Below are 23,191 nucleotides of genomic sequence, written 5' to 3'. Positions count from 1 at the left end.
TCGGGAGCGTGGACTTTATGACTTCGATAACTCATGGGAAATTATTGGACCAATCTCTTTGAGAGACGAGGCATCCATCATGTGGTAATGACCACAGTTTACGTTATAGACCTTTACGTCCCCCAAGATATTATTTTTCCAACTGTCGTTGGAAGCTCCCTTTTTAGCATCTAGTGAAGCGAACATCAAAGCACTTCCTTGATAGGGGACTGGTCTGAATGTTTTCATCAGCTTGCGTTGATACGCCTCGAATAAGGCCATCCTCCTGCGCAGCAGATCCATATCGTCTTCTCGAATTATCTGCATAGGTAAATCTTCCATCATGCCCGGAGCAACATCCATGAGAGCATTTATACTTTCATCTATGCACAAGTCCTCAAAGTTATATTCATTTGCGGCGCCATATGGATGAGCATCGAGCAATATCAACTTATTAACCCGTTCGCTCATGGAGTTCATCATGTTTGCCATCTCAAAGGCAACATATCCACCAAATGACCATCCGAGCAGATTATAGGGACCTTTCGGTCTAATTTTTCGGATCTCGGCCACGTACGTTGACGCCATTTCATGCAACGATTCCGGAAACCTAAGTCGGCCGGCTAACCCGTGCGACTGCAAGCCATAAATTGAACTTGCAGTAAGATACTCTGTCAGCCCGTAGTAACACCAACTTAGCCCATTGATGGGGTGCACACAAAATAATGGCACTTGTTCAGAGTTATCACGGATTGGCAGAATAAGACTGAACGTTTTAGGCTCGGCAACCACACAATCCAGGCGACTGGCGAGTCCGGCGATGGTGGGCGCCTCGAACAGGGTGCGGATCGCCAGCTCGACGCCCAGGGTCGAGCGGATCCGGCTGATCAGCCGCGTCGCCAGCAGCGAATGGCCGCCCAGATCGAAGAAGTTGTCGTCGATCCCGACCACCTCCAGGCCCAGCACCTCGGCAAACAGCTGCGCCAGCACCTCCTCCTGTGGCGTGCGCGGCGCGCGCGCGCTCACTGCGGTGAACTGCGGAGCGGGCAGGGCGCGTCGGTCGAGCTTGCCGTTCGGGGTCAGCGGCAGCGCCTCCAGCACCACCACCGCCGAGGGCACCATGTAGTCCGGCAGATGCTCGCCCGCGTGACGGCGCAGCGCCGATCCGTCCACCGCGCCACCGGTCCGTCCGACCACGTAGGCCACGAGCCGCCGGTCGCCGGGGCCGTCCTCCCGCGCAACCACCGCCGCCTGCGCCACGTCGGGATGGCGCGCCAGCACCGCCTCGATCTCGCCCGGCTCGATCCGGAACCCGCGGATCTTAACTTGGTGATCCGCCCGGCCCAGGAACTCCAGAACCCCGTCCGCGCGCCACCGCGCCAGATCCCCGGTCCGGTACATCCGGCTGCCCGGTGCCCCGTGCGGGTCGGCCACGAACCGCTCCGCGCTCAGTCCAGGTCGGTTCAGGTATCCCCGCGCCAGACCCGAGCCCGCGATGTACAACTCCCCCGGGGCCCCGATCGGACGCGGCGACAGACCCTCGTCCAGAACGTACAGCCGCGTGTTCCAGATCGGGCGACCGATCGGCGGCGGGCTCGTAATCTCATCCCGCAAGCACGCCGACGCCGACCAGATCGTCGTCTCGGTCGGGCCATAGAGATTGGTGACCTGTCCACCGAACCGCTGCAGAAGGCGGGCAGTCTCCTGGGACAGAGCCTCTCCGCCGACCAGAGGCCTCAGCCGAGGCAGATCGTGAGCGGCCTCGCTGAGAAGGCTCTGCCAGAGCGTCGGCGTCGCCTGCATGATCGTGGCACCGGCGGCCTTCGCCACCCGTGCCAGAGCCGGCGCATCCTGGACCGTCTCCTTCGAGACGAGGACAACCCGGCTTCCGCTCAGCAGCGGCACGAACAACTCGAGCACGGCGATATCGAAGGCGATCGTCGTGACCGCGAGCATCCGGTCGCTCGCTCCGAGCGCCAGCTCGGCGCGCATCGCCTCGAGGAAGTTGCTCACGCTCGCATGGGCCACCACGACGCCCTTGGGCCGTCCGGTGGAACCGGAGGTGTAGATCACGTAGGCGGGATGCTCGGGGGCCAGCGGCCGCGTGCGGTCTCGGTCGCTCGGCGCGTACGCGGGCTCCCGGGCCAAGGCCTCCTGCGTGCCCGGCTCGTCGAGCAGCAGCACCGGCGCCTCGGGAAGCCGCCCGGCCACCGCGCCCGTGCTCACCACGCACACCGGCCGAGCGTCCTCCACCATGAACGCCAGCCGCTCGGCGGGGTAGTCCGTGTCCAGCGGCAGGTAGGCGGCTCCCGCCTTCAGGATGCCGAGCAGGCCCACCACCAACTCGAGCGAGCGCGGCAGCGCCACCGCCACGATGCTCTCGGGCCCGACCCCGCGAGCGATCAGGTGATGCGCCAGCCGGTTGGCCCGCGCGTCGAGTTCGCCGCAGGTCAGCGCCTGGTCCTCGAACACCAGCGCCACCGCCTCCGGCGTACGCGCCACCTGCGCCTCGAACAGCCCCGGCAGCGTCATCCCCTCCGGCAGTGCTTGCGCCGTCGCGTTCCACTCCTCCAAGATCTGGTGACGCTCCCGATCCGAGAGCAGCCCGATATCACCGATCCGCCGCGTCGGATCCAAAGCGATCCCTTCCAGGAACCGCACGTAGCTCGCCGCCAGGCGCTCCGCCGTCTCGCGCTCGAACAGGTCGCTCGCGTACTCGATCCAACCCACGATCCCCTGCGCAGACCCGTCCGACCCGCGCCGCTCGCTCAAGCTCACGTGCAGGTCGAACAGCGCCCGCTCGCTGCCCACCCCCTGGGGTGTCGCTTCCAGACCCGCAAGCTGCAGCGAGGCGCGCGCGTTGTTCTGCAGCACCAGCATGACCTGGAACAGCGGATGCCGACCGAACTGGCGGGGCGGGTTGAGCATTTCCACCAACCGCTCGAAGGGCAGATCCTGATGCCCGTAGGCCTCGAGGTCCCGCGTCCGCACGCGGCCCAAAAGCTCATCAAAGCTCGGATTGCCCGACGTGTCCGTGCGCAGCACCAGCGTGTTGACAAAGAACCCCACGAGATCGTCGAGCGCGTCATCCGTGCGGCCCGCGATCGGGCTTCCGAACGGGATGTCCTCGCCCGCCCCGAGCCGCGTCAGCAGCGCTGCCAGCCCCGCCTGCATCACCATGAACAGGCTCGCCTGGCCATCGCGCGCCAGCCGCAGCAGCCGGCCGTGCAATTCGCCCTCCAGCCGCAGCGGCACGCGACCGCCCCGGTAGCTCGCGACCGCGGGACGCGGGCGGTCTGCGGGAAGATCGAGTTGCTCGGGGAGCCCTGAGAGCACCTCACCCCAGTAGGCGAGCTGGCGTGCGATCAGGCTGTGCTCGTCCGCCTCGTCCCCCAGGAGCTCGCGCTGCCAGAGCGTGTAATCCGCATACTGCACTGCGAGCGGCCGCCAGCCCGGCACCTCACCCCGGCAGCGCGCCGCGTAGGCCGTGCCAAGGTCGCGCACCAGCGGTGCCATCGACCAGCCGTCGCTGGCGATGTGATGGCACAACAACAGCAGCACTTGCTGCTCGTCGTCCAGCCGGAACAGCCAAGCCCGGAACGGCATCTCCCGGTCCAGATCGAAGCAGTAACCCGCCGCCTCCGACAGGCGCCGGGGCAGCTCCGCCTCGCTCGTCTCAATGCACGCGAGCACCGGACGTGCGGTCTCTGCCGCCAGGATCTCCTGGCGGGGCGTGTCCTCAACGCTGGGGAAGACTGTGCGCAGGCTCTCGTGGCGCCCAGCCACGTCTGCCAGGGCAGCCTCCAGAGCGTCCGCCTCCAACCTTCCCTTGAAGCGAAGGGCCAGCGGGATGTTGTAGGTCGGGCTCGGCCCCTCCAAGCGGTACAGAAACCACAACCGACGCTGCGCATACGAGAGGAGAAGCTCCGACGGGCGCTCCATCGCCCGGAGCGTGCCGCGCACCTCGCCACCCTCGCCGAGACGGCTGGCAAGTCCGGCGACGGTGGGTGCTTCGAACAGGGTGCGGATCGCCAGCTCGACGCCCAGGGTCGAGCGGATCCGGCTGATCAGCCGCGTCGCCAGCAGCGAATGGCCGCCCAGATCGAAGAAGTTGTCGTCGATCCCGACCACCTCCAGGCCCAGCACCTCGGCAAACAGCTGCGCCAGGACCTCCTCCTGCGGCGTGCGCGGCGCGCGCGCGCTCACTGCGGTGAACTGCGGAGCGGGCAGGGCGCGTCGGTCGATCTTGCCGTTCGGGCTCAGCGGCAGCGCCTCCAGCACCACCACCGCCGAGGGCACCATGTAGTCCGGCAGATGCTCGCCCGCGTGACGGCGCAGCGCCGATCCGTCCACCGCGCCACCGGTCCGTCCGACCACGTAGGCCACGAGCCGCCGGTCGCCGGGGCCGTCCTCCCGCGCAACCACCGCCACCTGCGCCACGTCGGGATGGCGCGCCAGCACCGTCTCGATCTCGCCCGGCTCGATCCGGAACCCGCGGATCTTAACTTGGTGATCCGCCCGGCCCAGGAACTCTAGAACCCCGTCCGCGCGCCACCGTGCCAGATCCCCGGTCCGGTACATCCGGCTGCCCGGTGCCCCGTGCGGGTCGGCCACGAACCGCTCCGCGGTAAGACCCGGCCGGTTCAGGTACCCCCGCGCCAACCCGACGCCCGCGATGTACAGCTCCCCCGGCGCCCCGATCGGGCGCGGCGACAGACCCTCGTCCAGAACGTACAGCCGCGTGTTCCAGACCGGACAGCCAATCAGTGGCGCAGTTCCATCGCACATTGCAAAAGAGCTTTCGCCACTGGCTTCTGTAACTCCATAGAAATTGAATAGCTGAGAATTTGGAAGCACATCTGCAAATTCGGCCGTGTGGGTCCCAGTCAAGGACTCACCACTGCAAATCCACATTCCACAATTTTCGATCAGCCTCCGGTCTTCCTCGAGAATAGCTAACAAAAGTGCTGGCACGAGCGTAATACAACCCACACGATAGCGATCAATCAGCCGAGCGAGTTCATAAGAACTTTTCGAAATTGATTGCTCAGCCATGATCACCCTTGCACCGTGAACCAGCGGACCAAGCAATTCTGTTGAACCATCCATAAAACTCATCGAGCTTTTTGCTAAAACCGGATTCTCGGGAAGATAGGGATTGACTTCACCTCCCCAGAGAAGCCGATTAACTACTCCATTATGTAGACCAACGACGCCCTTGGGCCGTCCGGTGGAACCGGAGGTGTAGATCACGTAGGCGGGATGCTCGGGGGCCAGCAGCCGCGTGCGGTCTCGGTCGCTCGGCGCGTACGCGGGCTCCCGGGCCAAGGCCTCCTGCGTGCCCGGCTCGTCGAGCAGCAGCACCGGCGCCTCGGGAAGCCGCCCGGCCACCGCGCCCGTGCTCACCACGCACACCGGCCGAGCGTCCTCCACCATGAACGCCAGCCGCTCGGCGGGGTAGTCCGTGTCCAGAGGCAGGTAGGCGGCTCCCGCCTTCAGGATGCCGAGCAGGCCCACCACCAACTCGAGCGAGCGCGGCAGCGCCATCCCTACGATGCTCTCGGGCCCGACCCCGCGAGCGATCAGGTGATGCGCCAGCCGGTTGGCCCGCGCGTCGAGTTCGCCGTAGGTCAGCGCCTGGTCCTCGAACACCAGCGCCACCGCCTCCGGCGTACGCGCCACCTGCGCCTCAAACAGCGCCGGCAGCGTCTCCTCCGCCGGCAGCGCATGCGCCGTCGCGTTCCACTCCTCCAGGATCTGGTGGCGCTCCCCATCGGTCAGCACGTCCAGTCGCCCGACCGGGGCGTTGGGCGTCCGCTCCAGCGCCTCCACCAGGCTCTCCAACGCCCGATGGGTCATGGCACAGATACGCGCCGGATCTATTCCTTCTCCAGCCCGGACCGTCAGCCGGAACTCAGAACCTAGATCGTCGACTTCTAAGAAGAGGGGATAGTAAATCCGCTCGTCATATTCGAGATGCCTGATTCCCTCCTCGGCCTGCCCAACGTCGACCGCCTTCAGATCGGACGGCAGAGCGTTCCAACCACTCTGGCGGCAATTTAGCAGCGCGGAGAACAGGGGCGTCTGCGCTGGGAGGGCGCTGCAGCGTTGGGCTAAAAGTAGGGGAGCGTGCTCATGCTGGAGGAGTTCGGCCAGCAGCCGGTGAGTCTCGCGCACGCTTTGCTCGACTCCAACCTCGCCGAGCCGCAGCCGCACCGGCAACGTGTTGATGAATAGGCCCATCGCCCGGTCCGCACCGGGCCCAGCCGCCATGCGACCGAACAAGATCGTCCCGAACACCGGATCCTGCTGGCCGGATGTCCGGGCTACGACTTGACCCCAGGCGACGTGCATAAGACTCGCTGCGCCCACGCCCAAAGCTCTGGCTCGCGCCCGCAGGCGTGCGCCCAAATCGCCGCCAACGCCCAGTCGCGCGAAGCTGCCCGCCCCAACCGCCTCCAACAACCCAAATGGAGCCGTCGGCTCCTCCACATCTCCCAACATCCGACGAAAAAAATTCTCGTGGTCCTTCTCATGTACTTTTAAGTCATGGCAAGCGCGCGCCACGAAGCCACGAAAAGGTGTTGGGGTTTGTAGGGCCTCGGCTTTATTTGCCAGGTGAACCCGCCGCTCTGCACGAAAAACATTCGATGAGGTGTAGTCATCCACCAAGTTGTGGATCGGCCATGCAGCGAACCAATTTCCTTGCGCTTCACCTACGATCAGCCGCATCAAGGGAGCCTGCTGAAGGTCGAGCAGGCATCGAAGAGGATCGAAACAATCGATGAGATGATCGACAACATCGCCGTCGCCGAGTTCGAGATCCACCTCCTCCACGATCAGCGGAGCCTGACGCCACACCACTTGCACCGGCTCCGACAATCCCTCCCACACGATCGCCGTGCGGAAGATATCGTGACGAGCAATCCCCGCTTCCAGCGCGGACACGAAGGCGTCTAATCGCCCACGGTCCGAGAAGCTCATCAGATTGTAGTGCAAGTAAGTAAAATCTTTGCCTGCCATCAGCTGATGGAACAGGAGCCCGTTCTGCAGCGGCGAGAGCGGGTAGATGTCCTGAACGTTGGCTGCCCCTCCCGGGACCGTGGCGACGATCCGGTCGATCTCCGCCTGGCTCAGGCTCACCAGCGGCAGAAGGTCCGGCGTGATCGCCGCGCAATCCGCAGGAATAAGGTTCGGTGATATCTCCAGCTCGGCCTCGGCAGTGCCTGCCTCACGGGCCAGAGCCGACAGGCTCGGCGTCGTGAACAGCATCCCGACGTCGCCGTGCAGACCTTCCCTGCGCATCCGTTCCAGCACGCGCACCGCAAGCAGCGAGTGCCCGCCCAGCTCGAAGAAGTTGTCGTGGCGGCCAACCCGCTCGACGCGCAGCACCTCCGACCAGATCCGCGCCAGCACTTCTTCCACATGCCCGCGCGGCGCCTCGTACGTCCCCGACGTGTAGGCCTCACCGTCAGGGGCGGGCAGGGCGCGTCGGTCGAGCTTGCCGTTCGGGGTCAGCGGCAGCGCCTCCAGCACCACCACCGCCGAGGGCACCATGTAGTCCGGCAGATGCTCGCCCGCGTGACGGCGCAGCGCCGATCCGTCCACCGCGCCACCGGTCCGTCCGACCACGTAGGCCACGAGCCGCCGGTCGCCGGGGCCGTCCTCCCGCGCAACCACCGCCACCTGCGCCACGTCGGGATGGCGCGCCAGCACCGCCTCGATCTCGCCCGGCTCGATCCGGAACCCGCGGATCTTAACTTGGTGATCCGCCCGGCCCAGGAACTCCAGAACCCCGTCCGCGCGCCACCGCGCCAGATCCCCGGTCCGGTACATCCGGCTGCCCGGTGCCCCGTGCGGGTCGGCCACGAACCGCTCCGCGCTCAGTCCAGGTCGGTTCAGGTATCCCCGCGCCAGACCCGAGCCCGCGATGTACAACTCCCCCGGCGCCCCGATCGGACGCGGCGACAGACCCTCGTCCAGAACGTACAGCCGCGTGTTCCAGATCGGGCGACCGATCGGCACGGTGGCCGAGGTCTCGTCGGGTCGGCATTGCCAGAACGTGACGTCGACCGCGGCTTCCGTCGGGCCGTACAGATTGTGCAGCGGCACATCGAGGATGGCACGCAGTTCGGTGGCCAGCTCCTGCGGCAGCGCCTCGCCGCTACAGATGACCCGTCGCAACGACCGGCATCGCGCCGCGGCGGCTCCTTGAACGAAGACCTGCAGCATCGAGGGCACGAAGTGGATCGTCGTGATCTGCCGGGCCTCGATGAGGGCCGCCAGATAGTCCGGATCCTTGTGGCCTTCCGGCCGGGCTATCACCAGCCTCGCCCCCTCGATCAAGGGCCAGAAGAACTCCCAGACCGAGACGTCGAAGCTGACCGGCGTCTTCTGCAGGACCCGGTCGCTTGCATCGAGGCCGTAAGCGGCCTGCATCCAGTCGAGCCGGTTGACGATGGCGCTGTGCGCCACCACGACGCCCTTGGGCCGTCCGGTGGAACCGGAGGTGTAGATCACGTAGGCGGGATGCTCGGGGGCCAGCGGCCGCGTGCGGTCTCGGTCGCTCGGCGCGTACGCGGGCTCCCGGGCCAAGGCCTCCTGCGTGCCCGGCTCGTCGAGCAGCAGCACCGGCGCCTCGGGAAGCCGCCCGGCCACCGCGCCCGTGCTCACCACGCACACCGGCCGAGCGTCCTCCACCATGAACGCCAGCCGCTCGGCGGGGTAGTCCGTGTCCAGCGGCAGGTAGGCGGCTCCCGCCTTCAGGATGCCGAGCAGGCCCACCACCAACTCGAGCGAGCGCGGCAGCGCCACCGCCACGATGCTCTCGGGCCCGACCCCGCGAGCGATCAGGTGATGCGCCAGCCGGTTGGCCCGCGCGTCGAGTTCGCCGCAGGTCAGCGCCTGGTCCTCGAACACCAGCGCCACCGCCTCCGGCGTACGCGCCACCTGCGCCTCGAACAGCCCCGGCAGCGTCATCCCCTCCGGCAGTGCTTGCGCCGTCGCGTTCCACTCCTCCAAGATCTGGTGACGCTCCCGATCCGAGAGCAGCCCGATATCACCGATCCGCCGCGTCGGATCCAAAGCGATCCCTTCCAGGAACCGCACGTAGCTCGCCGCCAGGCGCTCCGCCGTCTCGCGCTCGAACAGGTCGCTCGCGTACTCGATCCAACCCACGATCCCCTGCGCAGACCCGTCCGACCCGCGCCGCTCGCTCAAGCTCACGTGCAGGTCGAACAGCGCCCGCTCGCTGCCCACCCCCTGGGGTGTCGCTTCCAGACCCGCAAGCTGCAGCGAGGCGCGCGCGTTGTTCTGCAGCACCAGCATGACCTGGAACAGCGGATGCCGACCGAACTGGCGGGGCGGGTTGAGCATTTCCACCAACCGCTCGAAGGGCAGATCCTGATGCCCGTAGGCCTCGAGGTCCCGCGTCCGCACGCGGCCCAAAAGCTCATCAAAGCTCGGATTGCCCGACGTGTCCGTGCGCAGCACCAGCGTGTTGACAAAGAACCCCACGAGATCGTCGAGCGCGTCATCCGTGCGGCCCGCGATCGGGCTTCCGAACGGGATGTCCTCGCCCGCCCCGAGCCGCGTCAGCAGCGCTGCCAGCCCCGCCTGCATCACCATGAACAGGCTCGCCTGGCCATCGCGCGCCAGCCGCAGCAGCCGGCCGTGCAATTCGCCCTCCAGCCGCAGCGGCACGCGACCGCCCCGGTAGCTCGCGACCGCGGGACGCGGGCGGTCTGCGGGAAGATCGAGTTGCTCGGGGAGCCCTGAGAGCACCTCACCCCAGTAGGCGAGCTGGCGTGCGATCAGGCTGTGCTCGTCCGCCTCGTCCCCCAGGAGCTCGCGCTGCCAGAGCGTGTAATCCGCATACTGCACTGCGAGCGGCCGCCAGCCCGGCACCTCACCCCGGCAGCGCGCCGCGTAGGCCGTGCCAAGGTCGCGCACCAGCGGTGCCATCGACCAGCCGTCGCTGGCGATGTGATGGCACAACAACAGCAGCACTTGCTGCTCGTCGTCCAGCCGGAACAGCCAAGCCCGGAACGGCATCTCCCGGTCCAGATCGAAGCAGTAACCCGCCGCCTCCGACAGGCGCCGGGGCAGCTCCGCCTCGCTCGTCTCAATGCACGCGAGCACCGGACGTGCGGTCTCTGCCGCCAGGATCTCCTGGCGGGGCGTGTCCTCAACGCTGGGGAAGACTGTGCGCAGGCTCTCGTGGCGCCCAGCCACGTCTGCCAGGGCAGCCTCCAGAGCGTCCGCCTCCAACCTTCCCTTGAAGCGAAGGGCCAGCGGGATGTTGTAGGTCGGGCTCGGCCCCTCCAAGCGGTACAGAAACCACAACCGACGCTGCGCATACGACAAAGGAATCATGGTTTAACCGCGCATGGCTCTAAGTGCAGGTCTGGGAGCTCGGGTCTCACTCCAGCGCGCTGAAAGCTGTGCGATGGTGGGCGCCTCGAACAGGGTGCGGATCGCCAGCTCGACGCCCAGGGTCGAGCGGATCCGGCTGATCAGCCGCGTCGCCAGCAGCGAATGGCCGCCCAGATCGAAGAAGTTGTCGTCGATCCCGACCACCTCCAGGCCCAGCACCTCGGCAAACAGCTGCGCCAGCACCTCCTCCTGTGGCGTGCGCGGCGCGCGCGCGCTCACTGCGGTGAACTGCGGAGCGGGCAGGGCGCGTCGGTCGAGCTTGCCGTTCGGGGTCAGCGGCAGCGCCTCCAGCACCACCACCGCCGAGGGCACCATGTAGTCCGGCAGATGCTCGCCCGCGTGACGGCGCAGCGCCGATCCGTCCACCGCGCCACCGGTCCGTCCGACCACGTAGGCCACGAGCCGCCGGTCGCCGGGGCCGTCCTCCCGCGCAACCACCGCCGCCTGCGCCACGTCGGGATGGCGCGCCAGCACCGCCTCGATCTCGCCCGGCTCGATCCGGAACCCGCGGATCTTAACTTGGTGATCCGCCCGGCCCAGGAACTCCAGAACCCCGTCCGCGCGCCACCGCGCCAGATCCCCGGTCCGGTACATCCGGCTGCCCGGTGCCCCGTGCGGGTCGGCCACGAACCGCTCCGCGCTCAGTCCAGGTCGGTTCAGGTATCCCCGCGCCAGACCCGAGCCCGCGATGTACAACTCCCCCGGGGCCCCGATCGGACGCGGCGACAGACCCTCGTCCAGAACGTACAGCCGCGTGTTCCAGATCGGGCGACCGATCGGCGGCGGGCTCGTAATCTCATCCCGCAAGCACGCCGACGCCGACCAGATCGTCGTCTCGGTCGGGCCATAGAGATTGGTGACCTGTCCACCGAACCGCTGCAGAAGGCGGGCAGTCTCCTGGGACAGAGCCTCTCCGCCGACCAGAGGCCTCAGCCGAGGCAGATCGTGAGCGGCCTCGCTGAGAAGGCTCTGCCAGAGCGTCGGCGTCGCCTGCATGATCGTGGCACCGGCGGCCTTCGCCACCCGTGCCAGAGCCGGCGCATCCTGGACCGTCTCCTTCGAGACGAGGACAACCCGGCTTCCGCTCAGCAGCGGCACGAACAACTCGAGCACGGCGATATCGAAGGCGATCGTCGTGACCGCGAGCATCCGGTCGCTCGCTCCGAGCGCCAGCTCGGCGCGCATCGCCTCGAGGAAGTTGCTCACGCTCGCATGGGCCACCACGACGCCCTTGGGCCGTCCGGTGGAACCGGAGGTGTAGATCACGTAGGCGGGATGCTCGGGGGCCAGCGGCCGCGTGCGGTCTCGGTCGCTCGGCGCGTACGCGGGCTCCCGGGCCAAGGCCTCCTGCGTGCCCGGCTCGTCGAGCAGCAGCACCGGCGCCTCGGGAAGCCGCCCGGCCACCGCGCCCGTGCTCACCACGCACACCGGCCGAGCGTCCTCCACCATGAACGCCAGCCGCTCGGCGGGGTAGTCCGTGTCCAGCGGCAGGTAGGCGGCTCCCGCCTTCAGGATGCCGAGCAGGCCCACCACCAACTCGAGCGAGCGCGGCAGCGCCACCGCCACGATGCTCTCGGGCCCGACCCCGCGAGCGATCAGGTGATGCGCCAGCCGGTTGGCCCGCGCGTCGAGTTCGCCGTAGGTCAGCGCCTGGTCCTCGAACACCAGCGCCACCGCCTCCGGCGTACGCGCCACCTGCGCCTCGAACAGCCCCGGCAGCGTCTCCTCCGCCGGCAGCGCATGCGCCGTCGCGTTCCACTCCTCCAGGATCTGGTGACGCTCCCGATCCGAGAGCAACTCAATCTGCCCTATCGGCCGATTCACGTCGGTCGTCACCGCTTCGAGAAGGCGAACATACCGAGTGCTCAACTGCTCTACACTAACCGCGTCGAAAAGGTCGCTCGCGTACTCTATCCTTCCCAAAATTCCTATCGGGCTACCGTCAGCTTCCCGCCTCTCCCATAATGTAAAACTGAGGTCGAACTTCGCCGTGGTTGTGGAGATCGGCTGGGGCGAGACGGTCAATCCCGGAAATTCAAAACTCCTACGAACGTTGTTCTGAAACGTCAGCATCACCTGGAATAGAGGGTGATGAGCCGTGGAGCGGGATGGATTAATCAATTCTACCAGCCGCTCAAATGGCAAATCTTGGTGCGCATACGCCTCTAGATCGTCAGCTCTTACGCGCTCCAGCAAGGTCCCGAAATCAGGATCCCCTGAGGTGTCAGTGCGCAGAACTAGGGTGTTCACAAACAACCCGACCAGTTCGTCAAGTGCGTCGTCGGTCCGGCCGGCGATGGGGCTGCCCAGCGGAATGTCTGTACCTGCGCCCAACCGAGTGAGCAGCGCGGCCAAGCCTGCCTGCATCACCATAAATAGGCTCGCTTGATGACGGCCCGCCATCGCCGCCAAGGCTCTGTGCAGCTCTGCGCTCAGCGCGATTGGCAGTGCGCCGCCACGATGGCTCATCACCGCAGGACGGGGCCGATCGGCGGGCAATTCGAGTAGCTCCGGCAGGGCTGCCAAACGATTCAACCAATAGGTGCCCTGACAGGCCATCAGGCTACCGGGCTGACCCTCCTCGCCCAATAGCGAACGCTGCCACAGTGCGTAGTCAGCATACTGGATTGGCGGCATCGCAAGGCCACCGGTTTCACCCCGGATCCGCGCTTGGTAAGCTTGGGATAGATCCCGCGCCAATGGCGCCATCGACCAGCCGTCGCTCGCGATATGATGGCACAAAATCAGCAGAACGTGACTTGCGGCGTCGACCCGGAACATACACGCCCTGATCGGCATCTCTCGAGCCAAGTCAAAGGTATAACTGGCCGCCGCTGATAGAGCGGCGGATAGGTCCGTTTCGTTCAGGTCAAAAATTTCTAGGCTCGGACGAGCCGCTTCAGGAGGGAGGATCAGTTGCTCTGGGGTATCTCCAGCGTCGGGAAAAATAGTGCGTAGGCTCTCGTGACGGTTCACCACGTCAGCTAAGGCGGACTTTAAGGCGTCCACATCCACCATTCCTGTAAGGCGCAAGGCTAGTGGAATGTTGTAAATTGGGCTCGGGCCTTCGAAACGGTCAAGGAACCACAACCGCTGCTGGGCGTAAGACAGCGGCAGCCGCTCCGGCCGCGGAAGCGGACGCAGGGGTGTGCGTCGAGTTGGCCCAGCCAGTTTCAGGCGACTGACGAGTCCGGCGATGGTGGGCGCCTCGAACAGGGTGCGGATCGCCAGCTCGACGCCCAGGGTCGAGCGGATCCGGCTGATCAGCCGCGTCGCCAGCAGCGAATGGCCGCCCAGATCGAAGAAGTTGTCGTCGATCCCGACCACCTCCAGGCCCAGCACCTCGGCAAACAGCTGCGCCAGCACCTCCTCCTGTGGCGTGCGCGGCGCGCGCGCGCTCACTGCGGTGAACTGCGGAGCGGGCAGGGCGCGTCGGTCGAGCTTGCCGTTCGGGGTCAGCGGCAGCGCCTCCAGCACCACCACCGCCGAGGGCACCATGTAGTCCGGCAGATGCTCGCCCGCGTGACGGCGCAGCGCCGATCCGTCCACCGCGCCACCGGTCCGTCCGACCACGTAGGCCACGAGCCGCCGGTCGCCGGGGCCGTCCTCCCGCGCAACCACCGCCGCCTGCGCCACGTCGGGATGGCGCGCCAGCACCGCCTCGATCTCGCCCGGCTCGATCCGGAACCCGCGGATCTTAACTTGGTGATCCGCCCGGCCCAGGAACTCCAGAACCCCGTCCGCGCGCCACCGCGCCAGATCCCCGGTCCGGTACATCCGGCTGCCCGGTGCCCCGTGCGGGTCGGCCACGAACCGCTCCGCGCTCAGTCCAGGTCGGTTCAGGTATCCCCGCGCCAGACCCGAGCCCGCGATGTACAACTCCCCCGGGGCCCCGATCGGACGCGGCGACAGACCCTCGTCCAGAACGTACAGCCGCGTGTTCCAGATCGGGCGACCGATCGGCGGCGGGCTCGTAATCTCATCCCGCAAGCACGCCGACGCCGACCAGATCGTCGTCTCGGTCGGGCCATAGAGATTGGTGACCTGTCCACCGAACCGCTGCAGAAGGCGGGCAGTCTCCTGGGACAGAGCCTCTCCGCCGACCAGAGGCCTCAGCCGAGGCAGATCGTGAGCGGCCTCGCTGAGAAGGCTCTGCCAGAGCGTCGGCGTCGCCTGCATGATCGTGGCACCGGCGGCCTTCGCCACCCGTGCCAGAGCCGGCGCATCCTGGACCGTCTCCTTCGAGACGAGGACAACCCGGCTTCCGCTCAGCAGCGGCACGAACAACTCGAGCACGGCGATATCGAAGGCGATCGTCGTGACCGCGAGCATCCGGTCGCTCGCTCCGAGCGCCAGCTCGGCGCGCATCGCCTCGAGGAAGTTGCTCACGCTCGCATGGGCCACCACGACGCCCTTGGGCCGTCCGGTGGAACCGGAGGTGTAGATCACGTAGGCGGGATGCTCGGGGGCCAGCGGCCGCGTGCGGTCTCGGTCGCTCGGCGCGTACGCGGGCTCCCGGGCCAAGGCCTCCTGCGTGCCCGGCTCGTCGAGCAGCAGCACCGGCGCCTCGGGAAGCCGCCCGGCCACCGCGCCCGTGCTCACCACGCACACCGGCCGAGCGTCCTCCACCATGAACGCCAGCCGCTCGGCGGGGTAGTCCGTGTCCAGCGGCAGGTAGGCGGCTCCCGCCTTCAGGATGCCGAGCAGGCCCACCACCAACTCGAGCGAGCGCGGCAGCGCCACCGCCACGATGCTCTCGGGCCCGACCCCGCGAGCGATCAGGTGATGCGCCAGCCGGTTGGCCCGCGCGTCGAGTTCGCCGTAGGTCAGCGCCTGGTCCTCGAACACCAGCGCCACCGCCTCCGGCGTACGCGCCACCTGCGCCTCGAACAGCCCCGGCAGCGTCATCCCCTCCGGCAGTGCTTGCGCCGTCGCGTTCCACTCCTCCAGGATCTGGTGACGCTCCCCATCGGTCAGCACGTCCAGTCGCCCGACCGGGGCGTTGGGCGTCCGCTCCAGCGCCTCCACCAGGCTCTCCAACGCCCGATGGGTCATGGCACAGATCCGCGCCGGATCTATTCCTTCTCCAGCCCGGACCGTCAGCCGGAATTCAGAACCTAGATCATCCACATCCATGAGAATTGGGTAATAAATTCGCTCGTCAGACTTAAGATTGACAATACCCTTCCAAGCATCTTCAAGATCAATCGCCTTCAGATCGGCAGGCAACGCATTCCGACCGCTCTGGCGGCAGTTGAGCAACGCTCCAAACAGCGGCGTCTGGACCGGCAGCAAGCTAGCCCGCTGGGCGAGTGGTAGCGAGGCGTGCTCATGCTGGAGGAGTTCGGCCAGCAGCCGGTGCGTCTCGCGCACGCTCTGCTCGACTCCAACCTCGCCGAGCCGCAGCCGCACCGGCAGCGTGTTGATAAACACGCCGACAGCGCGATCCGCACCCGAACCGGCTCCCATGCGACCAAACAGGATAGTCCCGAACACCGGATCCCGCTGCCCAGATGTCTGAGCCACGACCTGCCCCCAGGCAACGTGGATCAGGCTCGCTGCGCCCACACTCAAGGCTCGTGCCTGCCGTCGCATACGAGCACTAAGACCTGCGTCCACCTCTAGGCGAGCCGAGCTGCCGCCGTGCGCCTCAAACACGCCGAATGGCGCCGTCGGTTGATCCACATCGCCCAACATGCGGTGGAAGAAGTCTTTGTGCTCCTTCTCTCGCGCATCCATGTCGTGGCGGGCACGCGCGACAAAGCCTCGAAACGGCACGGAAGGAAGCAGGGCTCCTGCTTCGCCGGCCAAATGAACACCAATTTCCGTAGAGAAAATATTTAGAGATGTATAATCTTCTGCAATGTTATGAATCAACCACGCGCCGAGCCATTGATTTTGTGCTTGACCAACGATCAAGCGCATTAGAGGAGCGCGGCACAAATCTATTCGCTGCTGAAGTGGCTTGAGGCGAGCGAACAATTGGCCTGTTGTGTCGCCGTCGCCGAGTTCGAGATCCACCTCCTCCACGATCAGCGGAGCTTGGCGCCACACCACTTGCACCGGCTCCGACAATCCCTCCCACATAATCGACGTACGCAGAATGTCGTGACGCGCGATTGCCGCTTCCAGCGCGGACACGAAGGCGTCCAATCGCCCACGGTCCGAGAAGCTCATTAGTCGGTACCCAAGATAGCCGCCGTCTTCCGCCATCAGCTGATGGAACAGGAGCCCGTTCTGCAGCGGCGAGAGCGGGTAGATGTCCTGAACGTTGGCTGCCCCTCCCGGGACCGTGGCGACGATCCGGTCGATCTCCGCCTGGCTCAGGCTCACCAGCGGCAGAAGGTCCGGCGTGATCGCCGCGCAATCCGCAGGAATAAGGTTCGGTGATATCTCCAGCTCGGCCTCGGCAGTGCCTGCCTCACGGGCCAGAGCCGACAGGCTCGGCGTCGTGAACAGCATCCCGACGTCGCCGTGCAGACCTTCCCTGCGCATCCGTTCCAGCACGCGCACCGCAAGCAGCGAGTGCCCGCCCAGCTCGAAGAAGTTGTCGTGGCGGCCAACCCGCTCGACGCGCAGCACCTCCGACCAGATCCGCGCCAGCACTTCTTCCACATGCCCGCGCGGCGCCTCGTACGTCCCCGACGTGTAGGCCTCACCGTCAGGGGCGGGCAGGGCGCGTCGGTCGAGCTTGCCGTTCGGGGTCAGCGGCAGCGCCTCCAGCACCACCACCGCCGAGGGCACCATGTAGTCCGGCAGATGCTCGCCCGCGTGACGGCGCAGCGCCGATCCGTCCACCGCGCCACCGGTCCGTCCGACCACGTAGGCCACGAGCCGCCGGTCGCCGGGGCCGTCCTCCCGCGCAACCACCGCCACCTGCGCCACGTCGGGATGGCGCGCCAGCACCGCCTCGATCTCGCCCGGCTCGATCCGGAACCCGCGGATCTTAACTTGGTGATCCGCCCGGCCCAGGAACTCCAGAACCCCGTCCGCGCGCCACCGCGCCAGATCCCCGGTCCGGTACATCCGGCTGCCCGGTGCCCCGTGCGGGTCGGCCACGAACCGCTCCGCGCTCAGTCCAGGTCGGTTCAGGTATCCCCGCGCCAGACCCGAGCCCGCGATGTACAACTCCCCCGGCGCCCCGATCGGACGCGGCGACAGACCCTCGTCCAGAACGTACAGCCGCGTGTTCCAGATCGGGCGACCGATCGGCACGGTGGCCGAGGTCTCGTCGGGTCGGCATTGCCAGAACGTGACGTCGACCGCGGCTTCCGTCGGGCCGTACAGATTGTGCAGCGGCACATCGAGGATGGCACGCAGTTCGGTGGCCAGCTCCTGCGGCAGCGCCTCGCCGCTACAGATGACCCGTCGCAACGACCGGCATCGCGCCGCGGCGGCTCCTTGAACGAAGACCTGCAGCATCGAGGGCACGAAGTGGATCGTCGTGATCTGCCGGGCCTCGATGAGGGCCGCCAGATAGTCCGGATCCTTGTGGCCTTCCGGCCGGGCTATCACCAGCCTCGCCCCCTCGATCAAGGGCCAGAAGAACTCCCAGACCGAGACGTCGAAGCTGACCGGCGTCTTCTGCAGGACCCGGTCGCTTGCATCGAGGCCGTAAGCGGCCTGCATCCAGTCGAGCCGGTTGACGATGGCGCTGTGCGCCACCACGACGCCCTTGGGCCGTCCGGTGGAACCGGAGGTGTAGATCACGTAGGCGGGATGCTCGGGGGCCAGCGGCCGCGTGCGGTCTCGGTCGCTCGGCGCGTACGCGGGCTCCCGGGCCAAGGCCTCCTGCGTGCCCGGCTCGTCGAGCAGCAGCACCGGCGCCTCGGGAAGCCGCCCGGCCACCGCGCCCGTGCTCACCACGCACACCGGCCGAGCGTCCTCCACCATGAACGCCAGCCGCTCGGCGGGGTAGTCCGTGTCCAGCGGCAGGTAGGCGGCTCCCGCCTTCAGGATGCCGAGCAGGCCCACCACCAACTCGAGCGAGCGCGGCAGCGCCACCGCCACGATGCTCTCGGGCCCGACCCCGCGAGCGATCAGGTGATGCGCCAGCCGGTTGGCCCGCGCGTCGAGTTCGCCGCAGGTCAGCGCCTGGTCCTCGAACACCAGCGCCACCGCCTCCGGCGTACGCGCCACCTGCGCCTCGAACAGCCCCGGCAGCGTCATCCCCTCCGGCAGTGCTTGCGCCGTCGCGTTCCACTCCTCCAAGATCTGGTGACGCTCCCGATCCGAGAGCAGCCCGATATCACCGATCCGCCGCGTCGGATCCAAAGCGAAAGACTCAATGAGTCTTGTCAAACATTGCTGGTGATATACAAGATCTTCGGCATTATACAAAGCAGGATTGGCGTCGAACTCAATCTCTAATCCCGTCCTCTTATTTCCCGTATGTATCGCTATAGATAGATTAGATATAAGCCGCAGGGATGTATTCGAGGTGTTGGTAACTGTATTTGCAAAAATGAACTCATCATCGAATGGTTGGATATTTACAATTGTATGAAACACATTGGAATTTAGCTTATTGGAGTCTCTCAATATGTTTGCAAGGTCGTATCGACAATGAGGAAGGACCTTTTTTAACTCGAATCTGATGAGCTCGCCCACCTGCTTTAATGTCAAGTCCCCGGTCACTTCCAAGCTCAACGGGATCGCGTTTGCCACTATTATAGCAGCATGTCGATTGTCCTTATCTCGTCCGGATGTCGGCAATCCAATCGTAATATCGTTTGCGCCTGAAACTTTATGAAGATACACTAAAGTCAGAGCAAGAAATATTCTTGAAATGGAAACTTCAATAGAAGCTCCGAAATCCGCCAATCTTCCTACGATTTTTCTGTCGATGTAGAAGACATGCCTTATCGTTGTCGCACTCGCGGGCGCCTCCTTCTGCGCAATATTTACTGCGCAGGAATTACTCCTAATATATCTCTTCCAAAAAGATTTATCTCTCAAATAACCGCCTGACGAGTGATATACCGCATCTCTATGTATCGCCGCCTCAACTGGCTCGAAGCAGTGATTATCAAGCTTCTTGGAGTCGACTAAAGCGTTGTATATCTCACTGACCCGCGTCGATATAAGATTAAATCCATATCTATCGACTTGAATATGATGAAAACGTTGATACCACCAATAGTTTTCTTCGCTAAGTTTGAATAATACGAAGCGACAAAGCAATCCGCCGACAATGGGAATGATCTTTTCGCGGTCGTCGGCAATCCATGCGCCTGCGGAAGATCTGGGATCGGTCTCACCCGATAAATCGATTAAAACTGGATCCGTTTTCGGATTCTTGTCTTTGAATTGTCTAGGTCCGTCTTCGGTCTCAACAAATCTTAAATGCAAAGTATCACATTCTTCAACGACAACTTTAAGCGCATATTTCAGTATCTCAACGTTTATTGGCCCTTTAATGTCGATAGTAAGGCCGATATTGAAGGCCGGACTATTGGAATTAAATTTCTGGGCGTACCATATCCCGAGCTGAGCGCCCGTCAACGGCCAAACATTACCGTCAATTGCATTCATAGCTGGCAATACTTCTACTATTACGTTGCTATAAATTCATGACGCACCTTACGCCGCGATCTCGGCTGCCGCAAGCGCATGGGAAAAAAAATGCGAGGTATATTATTCCTACATCTAGGCTTGCCGCTAGCCCGCACGGGCCTAGGGCGTCTCTGCAGAGGGGTTCACAGTCTGGGAGGTCAGGCCCATGTGGGCTTGATGCGACGCTTTGAACTGACTGACGCGCAGTGGGAGCAGATCGCCCCGCTGCTGCCTCCGCAGAAGCCGCGCACGGGCCGGCCTGCGGAGGATCACCGGCAAGTCCTCAACGGCATGCTCTGGATCGAAGCGCACGGGCGCACCCTGGGAGGATCTACCGACGCGCTACGGGGCTGCGGGAACGGTGTCGAGCCGGTTCTACCAGCGGCGCAAGGCCGGCGTGTTCGACCGGGTGCTGCGGCGGCTGCAGGCGCAGGCGGACGCGCGCGGCGACCTCGACTGGGACCTGCACTTCGTGGACGCCACGGTGGTGCGCGCCCACCAGCACGCCGCCGGGGCACGCCGGTCCGGCGCCATTGGGGGGTGAGGCGACCGTCGAGGGCGTGGGCGAAGCGCTCGGGCGCAGCCAGGGTGGCTTCTCGACCAAGCTGCATCTGCGTGCCGAAGGCGGGGGTAAGCCGATCACGGCGGTGCTGACGGCGGGTGAGCGCCACGAGCAGTTTGCGTTGGATGCTCTCATGGACAAGGGCGCGGTGCCACGTCCAGGGCGAGGCCGCCCGCGCCGACGTCCCCGCCGGACGGCAGGCGACCGGGGCTACTCCAGTCCGCCGGCCCGTCGTCGCCTCCGACAACGCCGGGTCGAGCCGGTGATCCCCACCCGCAAGGATCAGCCCCGCCAGCTCGATTTCGACAAACCCGCCTACCGCCAGCGCAACAAGGTCGAGCGGTTGATCGGCCGGCTCAAGCAGTATCGCCGAATTGTCACCTGCTACGAGAAGCGAGCCGCAAACTACCTCGCTATGGTCACGCTCGGCATGACCATGCTCTGGCTCAGATGACTTTGCAGAGACGCCCTAGTTCCACGGCTACTATGGCCAGTCGTCGCCTGAAACATTTGACAGAACTCGCGTCTTGTCCGTCCCTACCGAGGAGGGACGATGCTAGGAGCTCCGGGAGACCCGGAGTGGTTCATACTGCCTCTGCTCGATCACCTGCCGGGCGTTCCGGAATGGATCGTAACTGATCGGGCCTACGCCAACCATCGCTGCCGACACACGTGCGAGATGCAGGAGCAAAACCGTCTTTTCGTCCAAGCGCCCCAAGGCTCCCGCGCGCTGCCCGGACTGGATCTACACCAAACGCAACATCGAACGGCGGCTGTCTGCACAACTCGAGGAATGGTGAGCCATTGCCACGCGCTACGGGACGATTACCGCCAGATCCGGCCCTGTCGTCTGCTTAGCCGCCGCAATCGTTCACCTGAGGTGATGACAGGCTCTAGCACTACCTGGGCACTTTGAGGGGCGGTGGGCGTTTTGATCCTGCGGTGGCACTGCGGGAGATGGACATGGGCGAGAGCTCGTCGGGGCCGGACCTCGATGTATGGCTGGCCCCGTTTCTGGCTGCGATGGGGCGCAAGACGCGGCGGACCTGGGCGCCGCTGTACCTGCGCAACCTGCTCGGTCCCGGTGATCGCAAGAGCCTGCAGCCGATGGCGGCCCGCCTCGGATTGCCGGGCCACGACCGACTGCAACACTTCATCGCCAGCCCGGCCTGGGACGACAGCCCGCTCTGGACAGAACTGGCCCGCTCCGCGGACGGGCTGGTCGGTGGATCCGATGCCTGCCTGGTGATCTACGACACGGCCCTGCCGAAGAAGGGCACGCACTCGGTGGGTGTGGCGCGCCAGTACTGTGGGGCGCTCGGCAAGAAGGCCAATTGCCAGTCGCTCGTCTCGCTCACCGTGGCGCGGAGCGAGGTGCCCGTGCCGGTGGCCCTACGTCTGTTCCTGCCGGAGGATTGGGTCGCCGACCCAGAGCGGTGCGAGCGGGCGGGCGTGCCCGAGGCGGCGGTGGTGCCGCAGAGCAAGGGCGAGATCGCGCTCCGGGAACTCGACCGGCTGCGAGCCGAGGGCGTGCGCTTCGGTGTGGTGCTGGCCGACGCAGGCTACGGCTGTAGCGCCGTGTTCCGGCATGGCCTCGACGCGCGCGGGCTGGCTTGGGCGGTCGGCATCGCCAGGAACCAGAAGGTCTACGATCCCGACGTGCGGCTGGTGGAGCCAGGCGGGCGGGCGCGCAAACCCGTGCCGGATCAGGAGCCGCGAGAGGCCGAGGCGGTTCTGGCCGCGCCGCCCTGGCGGCGCGTGACGTGGCGGCGGGGCACTAAGGGCGCGCTCTCGGCCCGGTTCGCCATGACCCGCGTGCGGGTGGGCGACGGCCCGGTTTGGGCCAACAACCGCCATCTGCCAGGCGACGAGGTCTGGCTGGTGGGCGAGTGGCGCGCCTCGGGCGAGCGCAAGTTCTACCTATCCAACCTGCCGCCCCGCACGACCCGGCGGGCCCTGGCCGGCACGATCAAGGCGCGCTGGGTCTGCGAGCAGGCCCACCAGCAGCTCAAGGAGGAACTTGGCCTCGATCACTTCGAGGGCCGCTCCTGGACCGGCCTGCACCGGCACGCGCTGATGACGTGCATCGCCTGCGCCTACCTGCAGCATCTGCGCCTTGCTCGGCCCGAACGAGCGGGTTGGGGGGGAAAAAGGTGGCCGGCCTCCGAGGACCGCCGCCGTCTCCGAGCTTGCCGGCCGTGCGTCAGGCCCTCATCGGCCGACTGTTCGCGGTGCTCATCCCGCCCGTACGATGCCCGCACTGCCGGCGCCACTTCCGGCTGCCATCTGACCTCAAAGTGCCCAGGTAGTGCTAGACCCTTCCAAGCGGTCTGGAGCCGGAGATGGCCAGGCTTTTAACCGACGATGCTCGTAAAGCGGGGCGGCTTGCCGGTCGAGCGGGTCTTGTCGTACGATCCGCTGCAGGTACTTTCGAAGGCGCATCCCTGTTGCCGCCTCTCGACAGCGAGTCGGCCGAGCCCAATGAGGTAGGCGACGTCCAGGCTGGATAGGCGGTCGTCCGATAGAGGATGATGCGAGGGTGCTAGATATACTCGAGGGGGCGAGCAATATCCTCGATGATCGCCCGCGACCACGCCTTCTCGGCCTCAATGATGATCAAGCAGACGGTCTGAGCCATGCCTCAATCTAACATAGTTCACC

At 65.5% G+C, this 23,191-nt stretch carries 2 protein-coding genes and 2 pseudogenes; 2 read left to right on the top strand and 2 right to left on the bottom strand.

Annotation, left to right across the window (positions count from 1 at the left end):
• Positions 1–15: 15 nt before the first annotated feature.
• Together MCBMB27_RS27970 and MCBMB27_RS27965 are read right to left on the bottom strand one after the other, a co-directional pair.
• Positions 16–10,353, bottom strand: a complete 10,338-nt coding sequence (locus MCBMB27_RS27970; protein WP_075382172.1) for a non-ribosomal peptide synthetase — start codon at positions 10,351–10,353, stop codon at positions 16–18.
• Between the two features lie 3 nt (positions 10,354–10,356).
• Positions 10,357–19,947 carry a non-ribosomal peptide synthetase gene (locus MCBMB27_RS27965; protein ID WP_083683951.1) on the bottom strand — a complete coding sequence of 3,197 codons (9,591 nt, stop codon included), beginning with the start codon at positions 19,945–19,947 and terminating at the stop codon, positions 10,357–10,359.
• Between the two features lie 198 nt (positions 19,948–20,145).
• Here MCBMB27_RS27965 and MCBMB27_RS28970 point away from each other — a divergent pair.
• A pseudogene (locus MCBMB27_RS28970) lies at positions 20,146–20,984 on the top strand (IS5 family transposase).
• Between the two features lie 509 nt (positions 20,985–21,493).
• Positions 21,494–22,820: pseudogene (locus MCBMB27_RS27950) on the top strand (IS701 family transposase).
• Positions 22,821–23,191: the final 371 nt, after the last annotated feature.

Origin of the sequence: Methylobacterium phyllosphaerae (assembly GCF_001936175.1) — a bacterium.
In the GTDB taxonomy this organism is placed as follows: domain Bacteria; phylum Pseudomonadota; class Alphaproteobacteria; order Rhizobiales; family Beijerinckiaceae; genus Methylobacterium; species Methylobacterium fujisawaense.
The sequence above is the reverse complement of the archived record's forward strand: the minus strand, read 5'-3'. Positions and strand labels throughout refer to the sequence as shown.

Coding starts and splice junctions, on each gene's coding strand:
- MCBMB27_RS27970 (WP_075382172.1), bottom strand. CDS start 10,353: ATGATTCCTTTGTCGTATGCGCAGCGTCGGTTGTGGTTTCTGTACCGC.
- MCBMB27_RS27965 (WP_083683951.1), bottom strand. CDS start 19,947: ATGAATGCAATTGACGGTAATGTTTGGCCGTTGACGGGCGCTCAGCTC.